The organism is Pseudomonas putida (genome assembly GCF_002741075.1).
In the GTDB taxonomy this organism is placed as follows: domain Bacteria; phylum Pseudomonadota; class Gammaproteobacteria; order Pseudomonadales; family Pseudomonadaceae; genus Aquipseudomonas; species Aquipseudomonas putida_T.
Genome location: NZ_CP016634.1, coordinates 2839520 through 2855966, shown reverse-complemented (window position 1 = coordinate 2855966; position 16447 = coordinate 2839520). Strand labels below are relative to the sequence as shown.

At 63.2% G+C, this 16447-nt stretch carries 14 protein-coding genes; 10 read left to right on the top strand and 4 right to left on the bottom strand.

Annotated elements, in window-relative coordinates; all coding sequences use genetic code 11:
• Position 1: 1 nt before the first annotated feature.
• From IEC33019_RS13275 to lpxC, 4 genes are all read left to right on the top strand, one after another.
• The gene (locus IEC33019_RS13275) at positions 2 to 871 is read left to right on the top strand and encodes a cell division protein FtsQ/DivIB (protein WP_070092348.1); all 870 of its coding nucleotides are present in this window, start codon (positions 2 to 4) and stop codon (positions 869 to 871) included.
• Positions 872 to 885: 14 nt separating this feature from the next.
• Positions 886 to 2142 (top strand): cell division protein FtsA, encoded by a 1257-nt coding sequence (gene ftsA / locus IEC33019_RS13270; RefSeq protein WP_070092349.1) that lies wholly within the window; start codon positions 886 to 888, stop codon positions 2140 to 2142.
• Positions 2143 to 2198: 56 nt separating this feature from the next.
• Positions 2199 to 3395, top strand: a complete 1197-nt coding sequence (gene ftsZ, locus IEC33019_RS13265) for a cell division protein FtsZ (protein WP_043207523.1) — start codon at positions 2199 to 2201, stop codon at positions 3393 to 3395.
• A gap of 112 nt (positions 3396 to 3507) precedes the next feature.
• Entirely contained in the window at positions 3508 to 4419 is a 912-nt protein-coding gene (gene lpxC, locus IEC33019_RS13260) for a UDP-3-O-acyl-N-acetylglucosamine deacetylase (RefSeq protein WP_070092350.1), read from the top strand.
• 59 nt (positions 4420 to 4478) lie between these two features.
• Here the strand turns inward: lpxC and IEC33019_RS13255 are convergent, their stop codons facing one another.
• Entirely contained in the window at positions 4479 to 4940 is a 462-nt protein-coding gene (locus IEC33019_RS13255) for a DUF721 domain-containing protein (protein WP_070092351.1), read from the bottom strand.
• Between the two features lie 367 nt (positions 4941 to 5307).
• Here IEC33019_RS13255 and secA point away from each other — a divergent pair, with 367 nt between their 5' ends.
• From secA to IEC33019_RS13235, 4 genes are all read left to right on the top strand, one after another.
• Positions 5308 to 8046, top strand: coding sequence for a preprotein translocase subunit SecA (secA, locus tag IEC33019_RS13250; RefSeq protein WP_070092352.1), 2739 nt, complete (start codon positions 5308 to 5310; stop codon positions 8044 to 8046).
• A 176-nt stretch (positions 8047 to 8222) separates the two neighbouring features.
• Positions 8223 to 9440, top strand: coding sequence for a bifunctional glutamate N-acetyltransferase/amino-acid acetyltransferase ArgJ (gene argJ, locus IEC33019_RS13245; protein WP_070092353.1), 1218 nt, complete (start codon positions 8223 to 8225; stop codon positions 9438 to 9440).
• A 136-nt stretch (positions 9441 to 9576) separates the two neighbouring features.
• A complete protein-coding gene (locus IEC33019_RS13240) occupies positions 9577 to 10209 on the top strand; it encodes a glutathione S-transferase family protein (protein WP_070092354.1) in 633 nt (210 codons plus the stop codon).
• Positions 10206 to 11150, top strand: coding sequence for a Nudix family hydrolase (locus IEC33019_RS13235; RefSeq protein ID WP_070092355.1), 945 nt, complete (start codon positions 10206 to 10208; stop codon positions 11148 to 11150). The genes IEC33019_RS13240 and IEC33019_RS13235 overlap by 4 nt, the downstream gene beginning before the upstream one ends.
• A gap of 143 nt (positions 11151 to 11293) precedes the next feature.
• Here the strand turns inward: IEC33019_RS13235 and IEC33019_RS13230 are convergent, their stop codons facing one another.
• The 3 genes from IEC33019_RS13230 to IEC33019_RS13220 are packed head-to-tail and all read right to left on the bottom strand — an operon-like array spanning position 11294 to position 14849.
• Positions 11294 to 11860, bottom strand: coding sequence for a cob(I)yrinic acid a,c-diamide adenosyltransferase (locus tag IEC33019_RS13230; RefSeq protein ID WP_070092356.1), 567 nt, complete (start codon positions 11858 to 11860; stop codon positions 11294 to 11296).
• A gap of 1 nt (position 11861) precedes the next feature.
• Positions 11862 to 13892 (bottom strand): sensor histidine kinase, encoded by a 2031-nt coding sequence (locus IEC33019_RS13225; RefSeq protein ID WP_099593625.1) that lies wholly within the window; start codon positions 13890 to 13892, stop codon positions 11862 to 11864.
• A 39-nt stretch (positions 13893 to 13931) separates the two neighbouring features.
• The gene (locus IEC33019_RS13220; RefSeq protein ID WP_070092358.1) at positions 13932 to 14849 is read right to left on the bottom strand and encodes a putative 2-dehydropantoate 2-reductase; all 918 of its coding nucleotides are present in this window, start codon (positions 14847 to 14849) and stop codon (positions 13932 to 13934) included.
• A gap of 97 nt (positions 14850 to 14946) precedes the next feature.
• On the opposite strand from IEC33019_RS13220, the gene IEC33019_RS13215 reads away from it, so the two are divergent.
• Together IEC33019_RS13215 and IEC33019_RS13210 are read left to right on the top strand one after the other, a co-directional pair.
• Positions 14947 to 15432, top strand: coding sequence for a YajQ family cyclic di-GMP-binding protein (locus IEC33019_RS13215; RefSeq protein ID WP_070092359.1), 486 nt, complete (start codon positions 14947 to 14949; stop codon positions 15430 to 15432).
• Positions 15433 to 15544: 112 nt separating this feature from the next.
• On the top strand, positions 15545 to 16387 hold the full coding sequence (locus tag IEC33019_RS13210; RefSeq protein WP_070092360.1) for a mechanosensitive ion channel family protein: 843 nt from the start codon (positions 15545 to 15547) through the stop codon (positions 16385 to 16387).
• Positions 16388 to 16447: the final 60 nt, after the last annotated feature.

Here is a 16447-nt window from a genome sequence, read left to right as displayed (position 1 = left end):
CATGCACGGCGCGATGATACGTCAGCAGCAACCCGTTACCGGCCGTAGCAAGCCGGTACCGCGTGGTGCCAGCCGACTGGTGGCCGACGAGCCCGTATCGGCGCGCCTGCCGCGGCCTAGCCTGGGCGGCCTCAAGCGCCTGCTATGGCCGGTGCTGCTGGTCGCCGCGGGGTTCGGAGCCTATGAAGGCGCCGTACGCCTGATGCCGTACGCCGACCGGCCGATCACCAAGATCGCCGTGCAGGGCGACCTGAGCTACATCAGCCAGCAGGCGGTGCAGCAGCGGATCGCGCCGTATGTGGCCTCGAGCTTCTTCAGCGTCGACCTCACGGCGATGCGCCTGGAACTCGAGCAGATGCCTTGGATCGCCCATGCCGAAGTCCGCCGGGTATGGCCGGACGAGGTGGTGATCCGCCTGGAAGAACAATTGCCGGTGGCGCGTTGGGGCGATGAAGCCTTGCTCAATAACCAGGGCCAGGCCTTCACCCCGCGCGAACTGGCCAACTATGAGCACCTGCCGCAGCTGTTCGGGCCGCAGCGCGCTCAGCAACAAGTCATGCAGCAGTATCAGGTACTGAGCCAGATGCTGCGCCCCCTGGGCTTTTCCATCGCTCGCCTGGAGCTGCGCGAGCGAGGCAGTTGGTTCCTCACCACCGGCGCGGGCAGCGCCGGGCCGGGGATCGAGCTGCTGCTGGGGCGCGACCATCTGGTGGAGAAGATGCGCCGTTTCATTGCCATTTACGACAAGACACTCAAAGAGCAGATCACCAACATCGCCCGCGTTGATCTGCGGTACGCCAACGGGCTTGCCGTTGGCTGGCGGGAACCGATTGCACCGACGACGGCCCAACCCGCCGTTGCGAAGAATTAGAGAGAGGCAGGACCATGGCAAACGCGCATAGCGGCAAAATGATCGTCGGGCTGGACATCGGCACCTCCAAGGTGGTGGCGCTGGTGGGTGAGGTGGCCGCTGACGGCACTCTGGAAATCGTGGGCATCGGTACCCATCCGTCCCGCGGCCTGAAGAAGGGCGTGGTGGTGAACATCGAGTCCACCGTGCAGTCGATCCAGCGCGCAGTGGAAGAAGCGCAGCTGATGGCCGGCTGCCGCATTCACTCGGCGTTCGTCGGTGTCGCCGGCAATCACATTCGTAGCCTGAACTCCCACGGCATCGTCGCCATTCGCGATCGTGAAGTCAGCACCGCTGACCTTGAGCGCGTCCTGGACGCCGCCCAGGCCGTGGCCATTCCGGCTGATCAGCGGGTGCTGCACACCCTGCCGCAGGACTACGTGATCGACAACCAGGAAGGCGTGCGCGAGCCCCTGGGCATGTCCGGTGTGCGGCTGGAAGCCAAGGTCCACGTGGTCACCTGCGCGGTCAATGCCGCCCAGAACATCGAAAAATGCGTGCGCCGCTGTGGCCTGGAAATCGACGACATCATCCTTGAGCAGTTGGCGTCGGCCTACTCGGTCCTGACCGATGACGAAAAAGAGCTGGGTGTGTGCCTGGTGGACATCGGTGGCGGCACCACCGACATCGCCATCTTCACCGAAGGCGCCATTCGCCACACCGCGGTGATCCCGATCGCGGGCGACCAGGTGACCAACGATATCGCCATGGCCCTGCGTACCCCGACCCAGTACGCCGAGGAAATCAAGATCCGCTACGCCTGCGCCCTGGCCAAGCTGGCTGGCGCTGGCGAGACCATCAAGGTGCCGAGCGTGGGCGATCGCCCCCCGCGCGAGCTGTCGCGCCAAGCCCTGGCCGAGGTGGTGGAGCCCCGTTACGACGAACTCTTCACCTTGATCCAGGCCGAGCTGCGTCGCAGCGGCTACGAGGACCTGGTGCCGGCCGGCATCGTCCTGACCGGCGGTACCGCGAAGATGGAAGGCGCTGTGGAATTGGCCGAGGAAATCTTCCACATGCCGGTGCGCCTTGGCGTGCCACATAGCGTTCGGGGGCTGAGCGATGTCGTGCGCAACCCGATCTATTCCACCGGCGTGGGCTTGCTCACCTATGGCCTGCAAAAGCAGACCGAGGACCTGCCCCTGACCGGCAACAGCAGCAACAACAGCTATGGCGATGAACCGAAGGCTCCGGTGCTTGAACGATTCAAGCGTTGGGTCCAGGGCAACTTCTAAGTTTCAAAGCAGTAGTGGTAGGCGCGAAAACTAGAGAACAGTTAAGGAGAGGGAAAATGTTCGAGCTCGTAGACAACGTCCCGCAAAGTCCGGTCATCAAAGTGATCGGTGTCGGTGGTGGTGGTGGCAACGCCGTCAACCACATGGTCAAAAGCAACATCGAAGGCGTCGAGTTCATCTGCGCCAACACCGATGCCCAGGCGCTGAAGAACATCGGCGCGCGCACCATCCTGCAGTTGGGTACCGGTGTCACCAAGGGCCTGGGTGCCGGTGCCAATCCGGAAGTCGGCCGTCAGGCCGCGCTGGAAGACCGTGAGCGCATTGCCGAGGTGCTGCAGGGCACCAACATGGTCTTCATCACCACCGGCATGGGTGGCGGCACCGGTACCGGTGCGGCGCCGATCATCGCCGAAGTGGCCAAGGAAATGGGCATCCTCACCGTTGCGGTGGTGACCCGTCCGTTCCCGTTCGAAGGTCGCAAGCGCATGCAGATCGCCGACGAAGGCATCCGTATGCTGGCCGAAAGCGTCGACTCGTTGATCACCATCCCCAACGAGAAGCTGCTGACCATCCTGGGCAAGGATGCAAGCCTGCTGTCCGCCTTCGCCAAGGCCGATGACGTACTGGCCGGCGCCGTGCGTGGTATCTCCGACATCATCAAGCGTCCGGGCATGATCAACGTCGACTTCGCCGACGTGCGCACCGTGATGGGCGAGATGGGCATGGCGATGATGGGTACCGGCTGCGCCAGCGGCCCGAACCGCGCCCGCGAAGCCACCGAAGCAGCGATCCGCAACCCGCTGCTCGAGGACGTCAATCTGCAGGGCGCCCGCGGCATCCTGGTGAACATCACCGCAGGTCCGGACCTGTCCCTGGGCGAGTACTCCGACGTCGGTAGCATCATCGAGGCCTTCGCCTCCGACCACGCCATGGTCAAGGTCGGCACCGTGATCGATCCGGACATGCGCGACGAGCTGCACGTGACCGTGGTCGCCACCGGCCTGGGCGCGCGTATCGAGAAGCCGGTCAAGGTCGTCGACAACACCCTGCAGAGCGCGGCCGCCGCTTACGAGGCGTCCAACCCTGCACCGGTGCGCCAGGAGCAGCCTGCCGTCAACTACCGTGATCTGGAGCGTCCGACCGTGATGCGCAACCAGGCCCACGGCGGCGCCGCAGCAGCAGCTAAACTCAACCCACAGGATGATCTGGACTACCTCGACATCCCGGCGTTCCTGCGTCGCCAGGCCGATTAATGGAATTTATCAGGGGTATAGGGGTGATTGGTGTTCAGCAAAGGCCGGGTCTGTTATCATCCCCAGCCTTTGTTGATACCTGTTCGCAATTTGCGCTGAAGCGGCCAATGCCATGATTAGACAACGCACCCTGAAGAATACCATCCGTGCCACAGGTGTCGGCCTGCACTCCGGGGAGAAGGTCTACCTGACCCTCAAGCCAGCGCCTGTGGACACCGGCATCGTCTTCCGCCGTGCCGACCTCGACCCAGTCGTCGAGATCCCGGCCCGTGCGGCCAACGTCGGCGAGACAACCATGTCGACGACGCTGGTCAACGGTGACGTAAAGGTCGATACGGTCGAGCACCTGCTCTCCGCCATGGCGGGCCTGGGCATCGATAACGCCTACGTCGAGCTCTCCGCCTCGGAAGTACCGATCATGGATGGCAGCGCGGGCCCCTTCGTATTCCTGATTCAATCCGCCGGCCTGGAAGAACAGGACGCCGCCAAGAAGTTCATCCGCATCCTGCGCGAAGTGACGGTGGAGGAGGGCGACAAGCGCGCCACCTTCCTGCCTTTCGACGGATTCAAGGTGAGCTTCGAGATCGACTTCGATCATCCGGTACTGCGCAACCGGACCCAGAGCGCCAGCGTCGACTTCTCCAGCACGTCGTTCGTGAAGGAAGTCAGCCGCGCCCGTACCTTCGGTTTCATGCGCGACATCGAGTACCTGCGCAAGCACAACCTTGCGTTGGGCGGCAGTGTGGAAAACGCCATCGTGGTCGATGAGGATGGCGTGCTCAACGAAGACGGCCTTCGTTACGAAGACGAATTCGTCAAGCACAAGATTCTCGACGCCATTGGCGACCTCTACCTGCTGGGCAACAGCCTGATCGGCGAGTTCAAGGGCTACAAGTCCGGACACGCGCTGAACAATCAGCTGCTGCGCAAGCTCATCGCTGAGAAGGACGCCTGGGAAGTGGTCACTTTCGAAGATGCCAGCACGGCACCGATCTCCTACATGCGCCCTGTTGCGGCCGTGTAAGTTCGAACACTCTCTAGTTCATTGAGGCCACCTTCGGGTGGCCTTTTTTATGGGCGCTTTCAGCCCTTGTCCTTGCCCTGCGCATGCGTCGCCAGACGTTCCAAGGCCGCTCGCAGTTTGGGGTCGGCAATGCCTTCGGCCGAATCACGGATGCTCTCGGCGGCCTTGCTCGACAGCTCCACTGCTTGGCCATCCCGTTTGGCCGGCACCAGTGGCGGTTGCACTTTGAACAGGATGCGTTGCAGGTTACCGAACGCTTCCAGTGTCTGCAGTTGTCGCTGCAGGCGTTTTTGCTGGTAGCGCAGGCGTGTGGCCCAGTGACCATCCGTCACCACCAGCAACAAGGTGCCATCTCGCCAGGACGCCACATGGCAATGATCGCGGGCGGCCGGCTGCAACTGGCTTTCCAGCAGGCGCTGCAAATGGGCTAGGCGCTCGGCCTGGTTGAGCAGCAGGCGCAGCGGTCTGGCCTGGCGCAACAGCGCGGCTGGGGGCTGGGCGGGGGAGGGCTTGTAGGCCATGGGGGTTCGCAGGTGGTTACAGATTGGCCATCTTAACAGAAGCCGGGCCCTTGGCCGGATCCCCGGGTATGCCAACGCGACAGGCTAGTCGGCCAACTGCCGGCGCAGTCCGACCTGCAAGGGCGGCAAGCTGCTGATCTCTTTGGGAATTGTCCCTGATACGTTTCATCTTCCAGCACCTTGAACTTGCTCGAAAAGCCCTTATGTTAGGAGGGCCCCCGCCAAAGCGCTGTGCCAGCATCGTGGAAATCCACCACTTTCCTCACCATCGTTTCCGGGTAGAATGCTCGTTCGCATGCGGCCTCAGGGCTGCACGGGCGACTCATGGGGCCGCCCTCCATCCCTACGTGTGGAAGATCCTGCCGATATGTTTGCGCCTTTGTTAAAAAAACTTTTTGGAAGCAAGAACGAGCGTGAAGTCAAACGCATGCTCAAGACGGTGAACATCGTCAATGCCTTCGAAGAGAAGATGGTGGCCCTCTCCGACGAGCAACTGCGGAACAAGACCGCAGAGTTCAAGGAGCGCCTGGCCAAAGGCGAGACCCTCGACCAACTGCTGCCGGAAGCCTTCGCCGTGGCCCGTGAGGCCGGCAAGCGTGTCATGGGTATGCGTCACTTCGACGTGCAGCTGATCGGCGGTATGACCCTGCACGAGGGCATGATCGCAGAAATGCGTACCGGTGAAGGCAAGACCTTGGTCGGTACCCTGGCGGTCTATCTCAACGCGCTGTCCGGCAAAGGCGTGCACGTAGTGACCGTCAACGACTACCTCGCCCGCCGCGATGCCAACTGGATGCGTCCGCTGTACGAATTCCTCGGCCTGTCCGTGGGCATCGTCTCGGCATTCCAGCCGCCGGAAGAAAAGCGTGCCGCTTACGCCGCCGACATCACCTACGGCACCAACAACGAATTCGGTTTCGACTACCTGCGCGACAACATGGCCTTCAGCCAGGAGGAGAAGTTCCAGCGTGAGCTGAACTTCGCCGTGATCGACGAAGTCGACTCGATCTTGATCGACGAAGCCCGTACCCCGCTGATCATCTCCGGCCAGGCCGAAGACAGCTCCAAGCTCTACATCGAGATCAACCGCCTGATCCCGCGCCTGAAGCAGCACATCGAGGAAGTCGAAGGCCAGGTCACCCAGGAAGGCCACTTCACCATCGACGAAAAGAGCCGTCAGGTGGAACTCAACGAAGCCGGTCATCAGTTCATCGAAGAGATGCTGACCCAGGCTGGCCTGCTAGCCGAAGGCGAGAGCCTCTATTCGGCGCATAACCTGGGCCTGCTGACCCACGTCTATGCCGGCCTGCGCGCCCATAAGCTGTTCCACCGCAACGTCGAGTACATCGTCCAGGACGGCCAGGTCCTGCTGATCGACGAGCACACCGGCCGTACCATGCCGGGCCGTCGCCTGTCCGAAGGTCTGCACCAGGCCATCGAGGCGAAGGAAAACCTGAACATCCAGGCCGAGAGCCAGACCCTGGCTTCGACCACCTTCCAGAACTACTTCCGCCTTTACACCAAGCTGTCCGGCATGACCGGTACCGCTGATACCGAGGCCTTCGAGTTCGCCCAGATCTACGCGCTGAACGTGATGGTCATTCCGCCGAACAAGCCTCTGGCGCGTAAGGACTTCAACGATCTGGTGTACCTGACCGCCGACGAGAAGTACGCCGCGATCATCGCCGACATCAAGGAAAGCATGAAGCAGGGCCGTCCGGTCCTGGTCGGTACCGCCACCATCGAGACGTCCGAGCACATGTCCAACCTTCTGCAGAAAGAAGGTATCGACCACAAAGTGCTCAACGCCAAGTACCACGAAAAAGAGGCCGAGATCATCGCTCAGGCCGGCGCGCCGGGTGCGCTGACCATCGCCACCAACATGGCCGGTCGTGGTACCGACATCCTGCTGGGCGGTAACTGGGAGGCCGAAGTCGCCGCCCTGGAGAACCCCAGCGCCGAGCAGATTGCCCAAATCAAGGCCGACTGGCAGAAGCGTCACCAGCAGGTGATCGAGGCCGGTGGCCTGCATGTGATCGCCTCTGAGCGTCACGAGTCCCGCCGTATCGACAACCAGTTGCGTGGTCGTGCCGGTCGTCAGGGTGACCCGGGTTCCAGCCGCTTCTACCTGTCGCTCGAAGACAGCCTGATGCGTATCTTCGCCTCTGACCGGGTGAAGAACTTCATGAAGGCGTTGGGCATGCAGTCCGGCGAGGCCATCGAGCACCGCATGGTCACCAATGCCATCGAGAAGGCCCAGCGCAAGGTCGAAGGCCGTAACTTCGACATCCGCAAGCAGCTGCTCGAATATGATGACGTGGCCAACGAACAGCGCAAGGTGATCTACCACATGCGCAACAGCCTGCTGGCCGCCGAGAACATTGGCGACACCATCGCCGAGTTCCGCCAGGAAGTGCTCGATGCCACCATCAGCCAGCACATCCCGCCGCAGTCGCTGCCTGAACAGTGGGACGTGGCCGGCCTGGAAGCCGCGCTCGCCAGTGATTTCGCCATCAAGCTGCCGATCCAGCAATGGCTCGACGAGGACGAGCGCCTCTACGAAGAGACCCTGCGCGAGAAGCTGCTCAACGAAATCATCACTGCCTACAACGAGAAGGAAGACCAGGCTGGCATCGATGCCCTGCGTACCTTCGAGAAGCAGATCCTGCTGCGCGTGCTGGACGATCTGTGGAAAGACCACCTGTCGACCATGGACCACCTGCGCCACGGTATCCATCTGCGTGGCTACGCGCAGAAAAACCCGAAACAGGAATACAAGCGCGAGTCCTTCACTCTGTTCCAGGAGCTGCTGGAGTCGATCAAGCGCGACACCATCCGCGTGCTCTCTCACGTCCAGGTTCGCCGCGAGGACCCGGCCGAAGAAGAAGCCCGCCTGCGCCGCGAAGCCGAGGAACTGGCTCAGCGCATGCAGTTCCAGCATGCCGCCGCCCCTGGCTTGGAAAGCGAACAGCAGCTCGCCGAGGAAGGCGCCGAGGTGGCTGTGGCCGCCGCGCCAGTGCGCAACGAGCAGAAGCTGGGTCGCAACGAGCCGTGCTGGTGCGGTTCGGGCAAGAAGTTCAAGCATTGCCACGGCCAGATCGAGTGATCTGACCCCTCTGCTGGCTTGAGAGCCTGGGGCTGCCGTGCAGTCCCTTTCGCGGCGCAAGGCCGCTCCTACAGGTACCGCGCTGTACCAGTGGGAGCGGCCTTGTGCCACGAAAGGGGCGCGAAGCGGCCCCACTTTTCCATCACCCTTATCACCGTTTTTCTAGGAGCGCTTACATGGCTGTTGGTCTTGGTCCTTTGCCCACCCTGCACCCGGTTCCCGGTTTCGAACTCGGCATCGCTTCGGCGGGTATCAAGCGCCCTGGGCGCAAGGACGTGGTGGTGATGCGCTGCGCCGAAGGCTCCAGCGTCGCCGGTGTGTTCACCCTCAACGCCTTCTGCGCAGCGCCTGTGATCCTGTCCAAGCAGCGCGTGCAGGGCACCGTGCGCTACCTGCTGACCAACACCGGTAACGCCAACGCCGGTACCGGCGCACCGGGCCTGGCCGCTGCCGAGCGCACCTGCGCCAAGCTGGCGGAACTGGCGGGCGTGGATGCCAGTGCCGTGCTGCCGTTCTCCACCGGCGTGATCGGCGAGCCGCTGCCGGTCGAGAAGATCGAGGGTGCGTTGCAGGCGGCCCTGGACGATCTGTCGGAGAACAACTGGGCTGAAGCCGCCACCGGCATCATGACCACCGACACCCTGCCCAAGGGGGCCAGCCGCCAGTTCCAGCATGACGGCGTGACCGTCACCGTGACCGGTATCAGCAAGGGCGCGGGGATGATTCGTCCGAACATGGCCACCATGCTCGGCTACATCGCCACCGATGCCAAGGTCGCGCCCTCGGTGCTCAAGGACCTGCTGCTCGACGGCGCCAACAAGTCGTTCAACCGCATCACCATTGACGGCGACACCTCGACCAACGACTGCTGCATGCTGGTGGCCACTGGCAAGGCCAACCTGCCGGAAGTCACCCAGGCCAGCGGTGCGCTGTTCGAAGCCCTGAAGAAGGCTGTATTCGAAGTGTGCATGGAAGTGGCCCAGGCCATCGTGCGCGACGGCGAAGGTGCGACCAAGTTCGTCACCGTTCAGGTCAACGGTGGCGGCAATCACCAGGAGTGCCTGGATGTCGGCTACGCCGTGGCTCACTCGCCGCTGATCAAGACCGCACTGTTCGCCTCCGATCCGAACTGGGGCCGTATCCTGGCTGCCGTTGGTCGTGCGGGTGTGCCGGCGCTGGATGTCAGCCTGATCGATGTGTTCCTCGATGACGTGTGCATCGCCAGCAAGGGCGGCCGCAGCCCGAGCTACACCGAGGACCAGGGCGCCAAGGTGATGGCCCAGGAAGAAATCACCATTCGCATCGAGCTTGGCCGTGGCCAGTGCAGCGAAACCATCTGGACCACCGACCTGTCCCACGAGTATGTGAAGATCAACGCTGAATACCGCACCTGATTCAGCAGGGGCCGCGCAGCGGCCCTTTCGCGGCTCAAGGCCGCTCCTACATGGGCTCGCGCGGTCCCTGTAGGAGCGGCCTTGTGCCACGATGGGCTGCAACAGCCCTGACATTCCACCCCAATGGAGCCGAACCATGAGCTATCACCTGATCATCGGCGACAAGCTGTACTCTTCCTGGTCGCTACGCGGCGCTCTGGCCCTCGAGCTGGCTGGCGTACCCTATGAAGAAACGCTGATTACCCTGAACCAGCCCGATACCCGCAAGCGCCTCCTCGAATTCTCCGCCACCGGCAAGGTGCCGCTGCTCAAGACCGAGCACGGCGTTATCGCCGACTCCTTGGCCATTGCCGAATACCTCGCCGAACGCCATCCCGAAGCCCAGCTGTGGCCGGCGGATATCGCTGCCCGTGCCCAGGCCCGTTCGGCCTGCGCGCAGATGCACAGCGGTTTCATGGCCCTGCGCAGTGCGATGCCATTCGACCTGTCTCGTGACCAAGCGCTGGAGCACATGCCGCTAGAGGTGCAAGTCGATATCGACCGTATCGTTGCCCTGTGGTCCGAGTGCCGGCTGGCGGCCAAGGCGCCTGGACCGTTCCTGTTCGGCAAGCCGAGCCTGGCCGATGCGTTCTTCGCGCCGGTGGCGGTGCGTCTTCGCACCTACCGTGTCGAAGTCCCGGCCGAGGCGGCCACCTATATTGAAACCATTTACCAGTGGCCGGCCTTCCAGGCATGGCACAAGGCTGGCCTGGCGGAGCGAGAAGGGTGAAGCGGATTCATGTTGTGGCGGCGGTCATTCGCGGTGTCGATGGGCGCATCCTGATCGCTCGCCGAGCCGATACCCAGCACCAGGGCGGCCTCTGGGAGTTCCCGGGGGGTAAGGTGGAGGAGGGCGAAGCCGTCGAGGTGGCGCTGGCCCGTGAGCTGCGCGAAGAGCTGGGCATCGAGGTGACCCGTTCGCGGCCGTTGATCAAGGTCAGCCATGACTACCCGGACAAACAGGTGCTGCTGGATGTTCGTGAGGTCGACGCCTTTACCGGCGAACCCCACGGCGCCGAGGGGCAGCCCCTGGCCTGGGTCGCGCCGCGTGACCTGGGGCAATACGCGTTTCCCGAGGCCAACACGCCGATCGTCGCTGCCGCGCGTCTGCCAGACCAGTACCTGATCACCCCTGATGGCCTGGAGGCGCCCGAGCTGCTGCGTGGCATCCAGAAGGCCATCGCGGGTGGCATTCGCCTGATCCAACTGCGGGCACCGGACATGTACGATCCCAAGTACCGTGATGTGGCTGTCGATGCGGTGGGGCTGTGCGCCGGTAAGGCCCAGCTGATGCTCAAAGGGCCGTTGGAATGGCTGGGCGACTTCCCGTCGGCGGGTTGGCACCTGACGTCCGCGCAACTGCGCAAGTATGCCGCCAATGGCCGACCGTTCCCCAAGGCTCGTTGGTTGGCGGCTTCGTGCCACAACGCCGAAGAGCTGGCCCTGGCTGAGCAGATGGGGGTGGACTTCGTCACCTTGTCGCCGGTGGAGGTAACCCAGACCCATCCCGAAGCCACGCCGCTGGGTTGGGAGGCTGCAGGCCGGTTGATCCAGGGGATCAATCATCCGGTGTTCCTGCTCGGAGGCGTTGGAGCCGCTGAGCGTGAGCGTGCCTGGGAGATCGGTGCCCAGGGCGTTGCAGGTATCCGGGCGTTCTGGCCGCAGGCTTGATGTCGATCATTCGCGGGTAAACCCACTCCCACCAGTACAGCGCAGCCCTCAAGAGCTGCGCAGTCCAGTAGCAGCGACGTTCATCGACGCGGGCGTTGGGGGGGCGGGTTCACCCGCGAACAGACTGAAGAGCAGCCCGCGATTCAGCCTTGGGGCTTGGCCGCAGCCTGCCACAGCACCTCGGCGACCCCTTGGCGTCGCCCGATGATCCGCGCTGCGACGAACAACAGATCGGACAGGCGGTTGATGTACGCCAAGCCCACCCCTTCCAGCGGCTCGATGGCATTCAACTGTTGGCACCGCCGCTCCGCGCTGCGCGCCTGGCTTCGGCATACATGGGCCTGGGCTACCAGCGCCGAGCCACTGGGCAGGATGAAGTTCTTCAGGGGCCCAAGCTCCTCGTTCCAGCGGTCGATGGCCGCTTCCAGTCGCTCCACTTCGCCCAGGTCCAAGGCCTGGTAGCTGGGCATCGCCAGTTCGCCGCCCAAATCGAACAGTCGGTGCTGGCAGGGCGCCAGAACCTCGATCAACTCTTCCAGGGCTTCGGCCTGCAGCCCGGCGAGCAGCACACCCAGCTGGCTGTTGAGGCTGTCCACCTCGCCGATCGCCTCGATCCGCGGATGATCCTTGGGCACCCGACGGCCATCGCCAAGGCCGGTTTCGCCTTTGTCCCCGGTGCGGGTGTAGATCTTCGACAGCCGATAGCCCATCTCATGCCTCCGTGTTGGCCGACGCCATCGGTGCCGGCTGGCCGAGGGGCAGGCGCAGGGTGAAGCAGGTGCCCTGGCCGGGCGCGGAGTGAACCTCCATCTGCCCCTTGTGATTGTTGGTGATGATGAAATATGAAACCGACAGGCCAAGCCCTGTGCCCTGGCCGATCTCCTTGGTGGTGAAGAACGGCTCGAACGTGCGTTTGCGCACCGATTCGGGCATGCCGACGCCGTTGTCCTCGACCTGGATTTCCGCCCAGGGCGGGTTGAGCCGGGTACGCAGGACGATACGCCCAGGTTCGGCGGGCTGCGGCCGTTGGTGAATGGCCTGGGCGGCGTTCTTGAGTAGGTTCAACAGCACTTGCTCCAGCTCGTTGGCGGTGCAGGGCACCGGCCCCAGTTCGGGGTCGAACTGGCGCACGATATGCTGGCCCTTGAAGTCGAAACCGACCGTCAGGTCGAAGTCATTGCCTGCGATTTCCACGGCCTGGTCAATTAGGGCGGGCAAGTCGCAGGGCACCAACTGACGATTGCTGCGACGGCTGAAGCTGAGCATGTGGGTGACGATCTTCGCCGCCCGTGCACCGGCCTGCTGGATGCCGTCGAGCAACTGCGGAACGTCGCGGCTTTCGAGGTAGCGATTGACGGTCGCCAGGTCGATGTCCAGCTCTGCAGCCTGCTCCTGGTTGCGCGGCAGCTCCGGCGACAGTCGACGGCGAATGTTCTGCACGTTGTGCAAGATGGCGCCGAGCGGGTTGTTGATCTCATGGGCCATGCCAGCGGCCAGCCCTCCCACCGAGAGCATTTTCTCCGACTGCACCATCATCTCTTCGAGCGACAGGCGCTGGGTGATGTCGTCGATACGAATCACCACGCCACGGCCACCGCCGCCAGTCAGTGGGTAGAAGGTCAGGGCATAGTGGCGCAGGTCCTCGCCCTTGGGCCAGGTGACCCGTTCGATCTTCGCCACCCGGTGTTTCTCCACGCTTTCCTTGAGCTGCGGGAGAAACGGCTTGAGCGGCTCGAAGGCAATGAAGATCGGTTGGTTCAGCGCCTCGTCCAGGGGCGTGCCGGAGAGCACGGTCGCCTCGTGGTTCCACTGGGTCACGTAGAGCTGCTCGTCCAAGGCGATGAGGGCCGAGGGCATGGAATCGATGATGCTGTTGAGGTAGTTCTGAAAGCCTGTGAGTTTCTTCTCGATCTTGCTGCGCACCTGGACTTCCAGCTCCAGCTTGCGATTGGTATGGCGGGTTTCCTCGGCCAGGCCCTGGGCCTGGTCATAGGCCATCTGGAACTCGTCGCGGGTACGCTTGAGTTGCTGCTCGCGCGCCTCGATGCGCGAGAGCATGGTGTTGAACGCCTCGGCCAGGCTGCCGATCTCGTCGTCGTTGCCGCGTCGGGCGCGCAGGGCATAGCTCTCCTCGCGGGTGACCTGACGGCTGAGCTCCTCCAGCTGGTTGATGGGCTGGGTGATCAGGCGCTTGATCTGGCGGGCGATGACCATCCACAGCAGGATGCTGAACACCAGGATCGCCAGGCTGGCGGTCAGGGTGCCGGTGTAGAAGGCCACGGGCAGTTCGCTGCTGGCCACCAGCAGCAGGTGCGCCGGCGGGCCGCCTTCGCGAGGCAGGCGGATCAGCTGTGTGCTGCGAAACTCCATCAGGCGCCAGCCATCGATGTTGCGAAAACGCTTAGGCAGGGCCAGCGGCTCGCCATGTTGCAGCTGCGCCAGCATGCGCCCATCGCTGCCGTACAAGGCCGCTGCGCGCAAGGGTGAATAGCTGTCCAGCTCTTGGAGTAGTGCAGTGGCCGTTTGCGGTGAGTCGCCGGCTCTGGCCGACAGCTGTGGGTTGGACACCAGCCGACCGATGGTCTGCAGGGCCTGGGGCGCCATGCTTTCCTGGGTGATCCAGTAGGCGGCGCTGATGAACGTCAGGTTGGCCACCAGAAGGATGGTGACCAGCAATACCAGCAGGGCCGCCAGCAGCTTCTGCCCGACCGGGAGGTTTTCCAGGCGTTGGCGCAAGGTCATGGGCGAGGGTTTATCCTCTGTGCGGTTGAAGGGCCAGCGTCAGTCGCTGGGCAGGCCACGGGCGTTCAAGCTATCGACCAGGCGTTGGTGCAGGCGTTCCAGGTGTGGCACCTCCAGGCCATGACGGGCAGCGGCCCGGCAGGCATGGCCAAGCAGGTAATGCACCTCGGTGCGACGGCCATGGCGTACATCCTGGTACATGGAAGAGTAGTTGGCGGCAGTGGCCAGGATCACCCGTTGCACTTGTTCATCCAGCCCTTCGGCGGCCTCGGGCTGGCCGCAGCGGCGCAGCAGCCCGGCAAGTTCGTCGCACAGGGTGGAGACTTCGCCCAGATGCTCCAGCAGGCCACCGTTGTGGCAGTCATGGAGCACGGTCAGTGGGTTGATCGCGCAATTGAGCGCCAGCTTGCGCCACAGGCGGGTCAGGATATCCACCGTCCATTCGGCAGGGATGGCGGCATCGTGCAAATCGTCGAACCATTCCGGCAGGGAAGGGTTGATGGGGGCGCCCAGCCAGTTGAAGCCTTGCCCGGCAAAGCGCACACGCCAGTCGTCCTCGCGGAAGGCGCCTTCGGTGCTGGAAGCGAAGATGCAACGGACGTGAGGCACCTGGTCGGCCACTTCATCTTGGCTGCCCAGGCCGTTCTGCAGCAGCAGCAGTTCGGCGCCGTCGGCCAGGCGAGGCGCCAGGCGGGTGATGGCGGGCGCGGCGTCATAGGCCTTGCAGGCCACCAGTAGGCGGTGGATGGGGCCGTGGGCCTGGTCGGTTTCGGCGGGAATCGCGTAGTGGCTGGTCTGCTCTTGCTCCAGCAAGGTCAGGCCGCCGGCGGCCTGGTACGCGGCCAGGCGCTGCTCGTCACGCAGGATCAGACGGACCGCCTTGCCCGCACGGGCAAGGCGACAGGCCCAAAGGCTACCGAGACTACCGGCGCCGAGAATATGCCAGGTGCTGCTCATCTGCGTTTCGCAACCCGTTATAATGAGTTCGCATTTTAACCGTCAAACCTGGCGCGCTCCATCCGACCGAGCGCGCTTTTATTTTTGGAGAACAACCATGCCTTCGTTCGACGTGGTATCGGAACTGGACAAGCACGAAGTCACCAACGCCGTGGACAACGCGGTGAAGGAACTGGACCGTCGCTACGACCTCAAGGGCAAGGGCAGCTTCGAGTTCAAGGACAAGGAGCAGACCGTGCTCCTGACCGCCGAGGCGGAATTCCAGCTCGAGGCGATGATCGAGATTCTTCGCATGGCCTTGGTCAAGCGCAAGATCGACGTCAAGTGCCTGGAAGTCAAGGACGCCTACCCCTCGGGCAAGGAAATGAAGCAGGAAGCCAAGTTCCGCGAGGGTATCGACAAGGACCTGGCCAAGAAGATCGTAGCCACCATCAAGGACGGCAAGCTGAAGGTTCAGGCCGCCATCCAGGGCGAGCAGGTACGTGTCACCGGCAAGAAGCGTGACGACCTGCAGGAAGCCATCGCCCTGCTGCGCACCAAGGAATTCGAGATGCCGCTGCAGTTCAACAACTTCCGCGACTGATCAGGTATCGCAGGAACCTTGATGGCGTATTGATGTCCATGGGTCCCTGAGGCCGCGGAAATTCCGCGGCCTGTTTTTTCGTGTATGTGTCATCCGGCATCAGGAGATGAATATGGATTTGAACGCCGAAGTCGATCAACTGGTCCGCCAATCGCAGACCTGGATCCCTTTGATCATGGAATACGGCAGCCGCGTAGCGCTCGCGCTGGTGACCCTGGCTATCGGCTGGTGGGTCACCAACAAGATCAGCGCCCGCCTTGGCAAGCTGGTCGGGATGCGCAACTCTGATCCGGCGCTGCAAAGCTTCATCAGCACCCTCGCCAACATCGTGCTGAAGATACTGCTGGCGATCAGCGTGGCCTCGATGATCGGCATCGAGACCACCTCGTTCGTGGCGGCCATCGGTGGTTCCGCCCTGGCTATCGGCCTGGCCCTGCAGGGCAGCCTGGCGAACTTCGCTGGCGGCGTACTGATCTTGCTGTTCCGCCCGTTCCGTATCGGCGATTGGATCGAAGCCCAGGGCGTCAGTGGCACCGTGGACAGCATCCAGATCTTCCACACCGTGCTGCGCACCGGTGACAACAAGACCGTGATCATGCCCAACGGCAGCCTGTCCAACGGTATCGTCACCAACTTCAACCGCCAGCCTACCCGCAAGGTGGTGTTCGATGTGGGCGTCGACTATGACGCCGACCTGCAGAAAGCCCGCAATGTCCTGCTGGAGCTGGCCAAGGATCCCCGCGTCATGCAGGATCCGGCCCCGCAGGCGGTGGTTTCCACCTTGGGCGACAGCGCGATCACTGTGTCCCTGCGCGTATGGGTCAAGACCGCCGATTACTGGGACGTGATGTTCATGCTCAACGAGCACGCCCGTGATCGCCTCAAGGCCGAAGGCATCGACATACCCTTCCCGCAGCGGGTCATCCGCGTGGTGCAGGAGCCGGCTGTGCAGTAAGCTGCACTGCGCAACATACCTATCGCGGGACAAGCCCGCTCCTTCTGATGCAATGCACGC

Excerpts from the sequence above, each read along its gene's own strand:
- IEC33019_RS13275 (WP_070092348.1), top strand. The coding sequence starts at position 2 with ATGCACGGCGCGATGATACGTCAGCAGCAACCCGTTACCGGCCGTAGC.
- ftsA (WP_070092349.1), top strand. The coding sequence starts at position 886 with ATGGCAAACGCGCATAGCGGCAAAATGATCGTCGGGCTGGACATCGGC.
- ftsZ (WP_043207523.1), top strand. The coding sequence starts at position 2,199 with ATGTTCGAGCTCGTAGACAACGTCCCGCAAAGTCCGGTCATCAAAGTG.
- lpxC (WP_070092350.1), top strand. The coding sequence starts at position 3,508 with ATGATTAGACAACGCACCCTGAAGAATACCATCCGTGCCACAGGTGTC.
- IEC33019_RS13255 (WP_070092351.1), bottom strand. The coding sequence starts at position 4,940 with ATGGCCTACAAGCCCTCCCCCGCCCAGCCCCCAGCCGCGCTGTTGCGC.
- secA (WP_070092352.1), top strand. The coding sequence starts at position 5,308 with ATGTTTGCGCCTTTGTTAAAAAAACTTTTTGGAAGCAAGAACGAGCGT.
- argJ (WP_070092353.1), top strand. The coding sequence starts at position 8,223 with ATGGCTGTTGGTCTTGGTCCTTTGCCCACCCTGCACCCGGTTCCCGGT.
- IEC33019_RS13240 (WP_070092354.1), top strand. The coding sequence starts at position 9,577 with ATGAGCTATCACCTGATCATCGGCGACAAGCTGTACTCTTCCTGGTCG.
- IEC33019_RS13230 (WP_070092356.1), bottom strand. The coding sequence starts at position 11,860 with ATGGGCTATCGGCTGTCGAAGATCTACACCCGCACCGGGGACAAAGGC.
- IEC33019_RS13225 (WP_099593625.1), bottom strand. The coding sequence starts at position 13,892 with ATGACCTTGCGCCAACGCCTGGAAAACCTCCCGGTCGGGCAGAAGCTG.
- IEC33019_RS13220 (WP_070092358.1), bottom strand. The coding sequence starts at position 14,849 with ATGAGCAGCACCTGGCATATTCTCGGCGCCGGTAGTCTCGGTAGCCTT.
- IEC33019_RS13215 (WP_070092359.1), top strand. The coding sequence starts at position 14,947 with ATGCCTTCGTTCGACGTGGTATCGGAACTGGACAAGCACGAAGTCACC.
- IEC33019_RS13210 (WP_070092360.1), top strand. The coding sequence starts at position 15,545 with ATGGATTTGAACGCCGAAGTCGATCAACTGGTCCGCCAATCGCAGACC.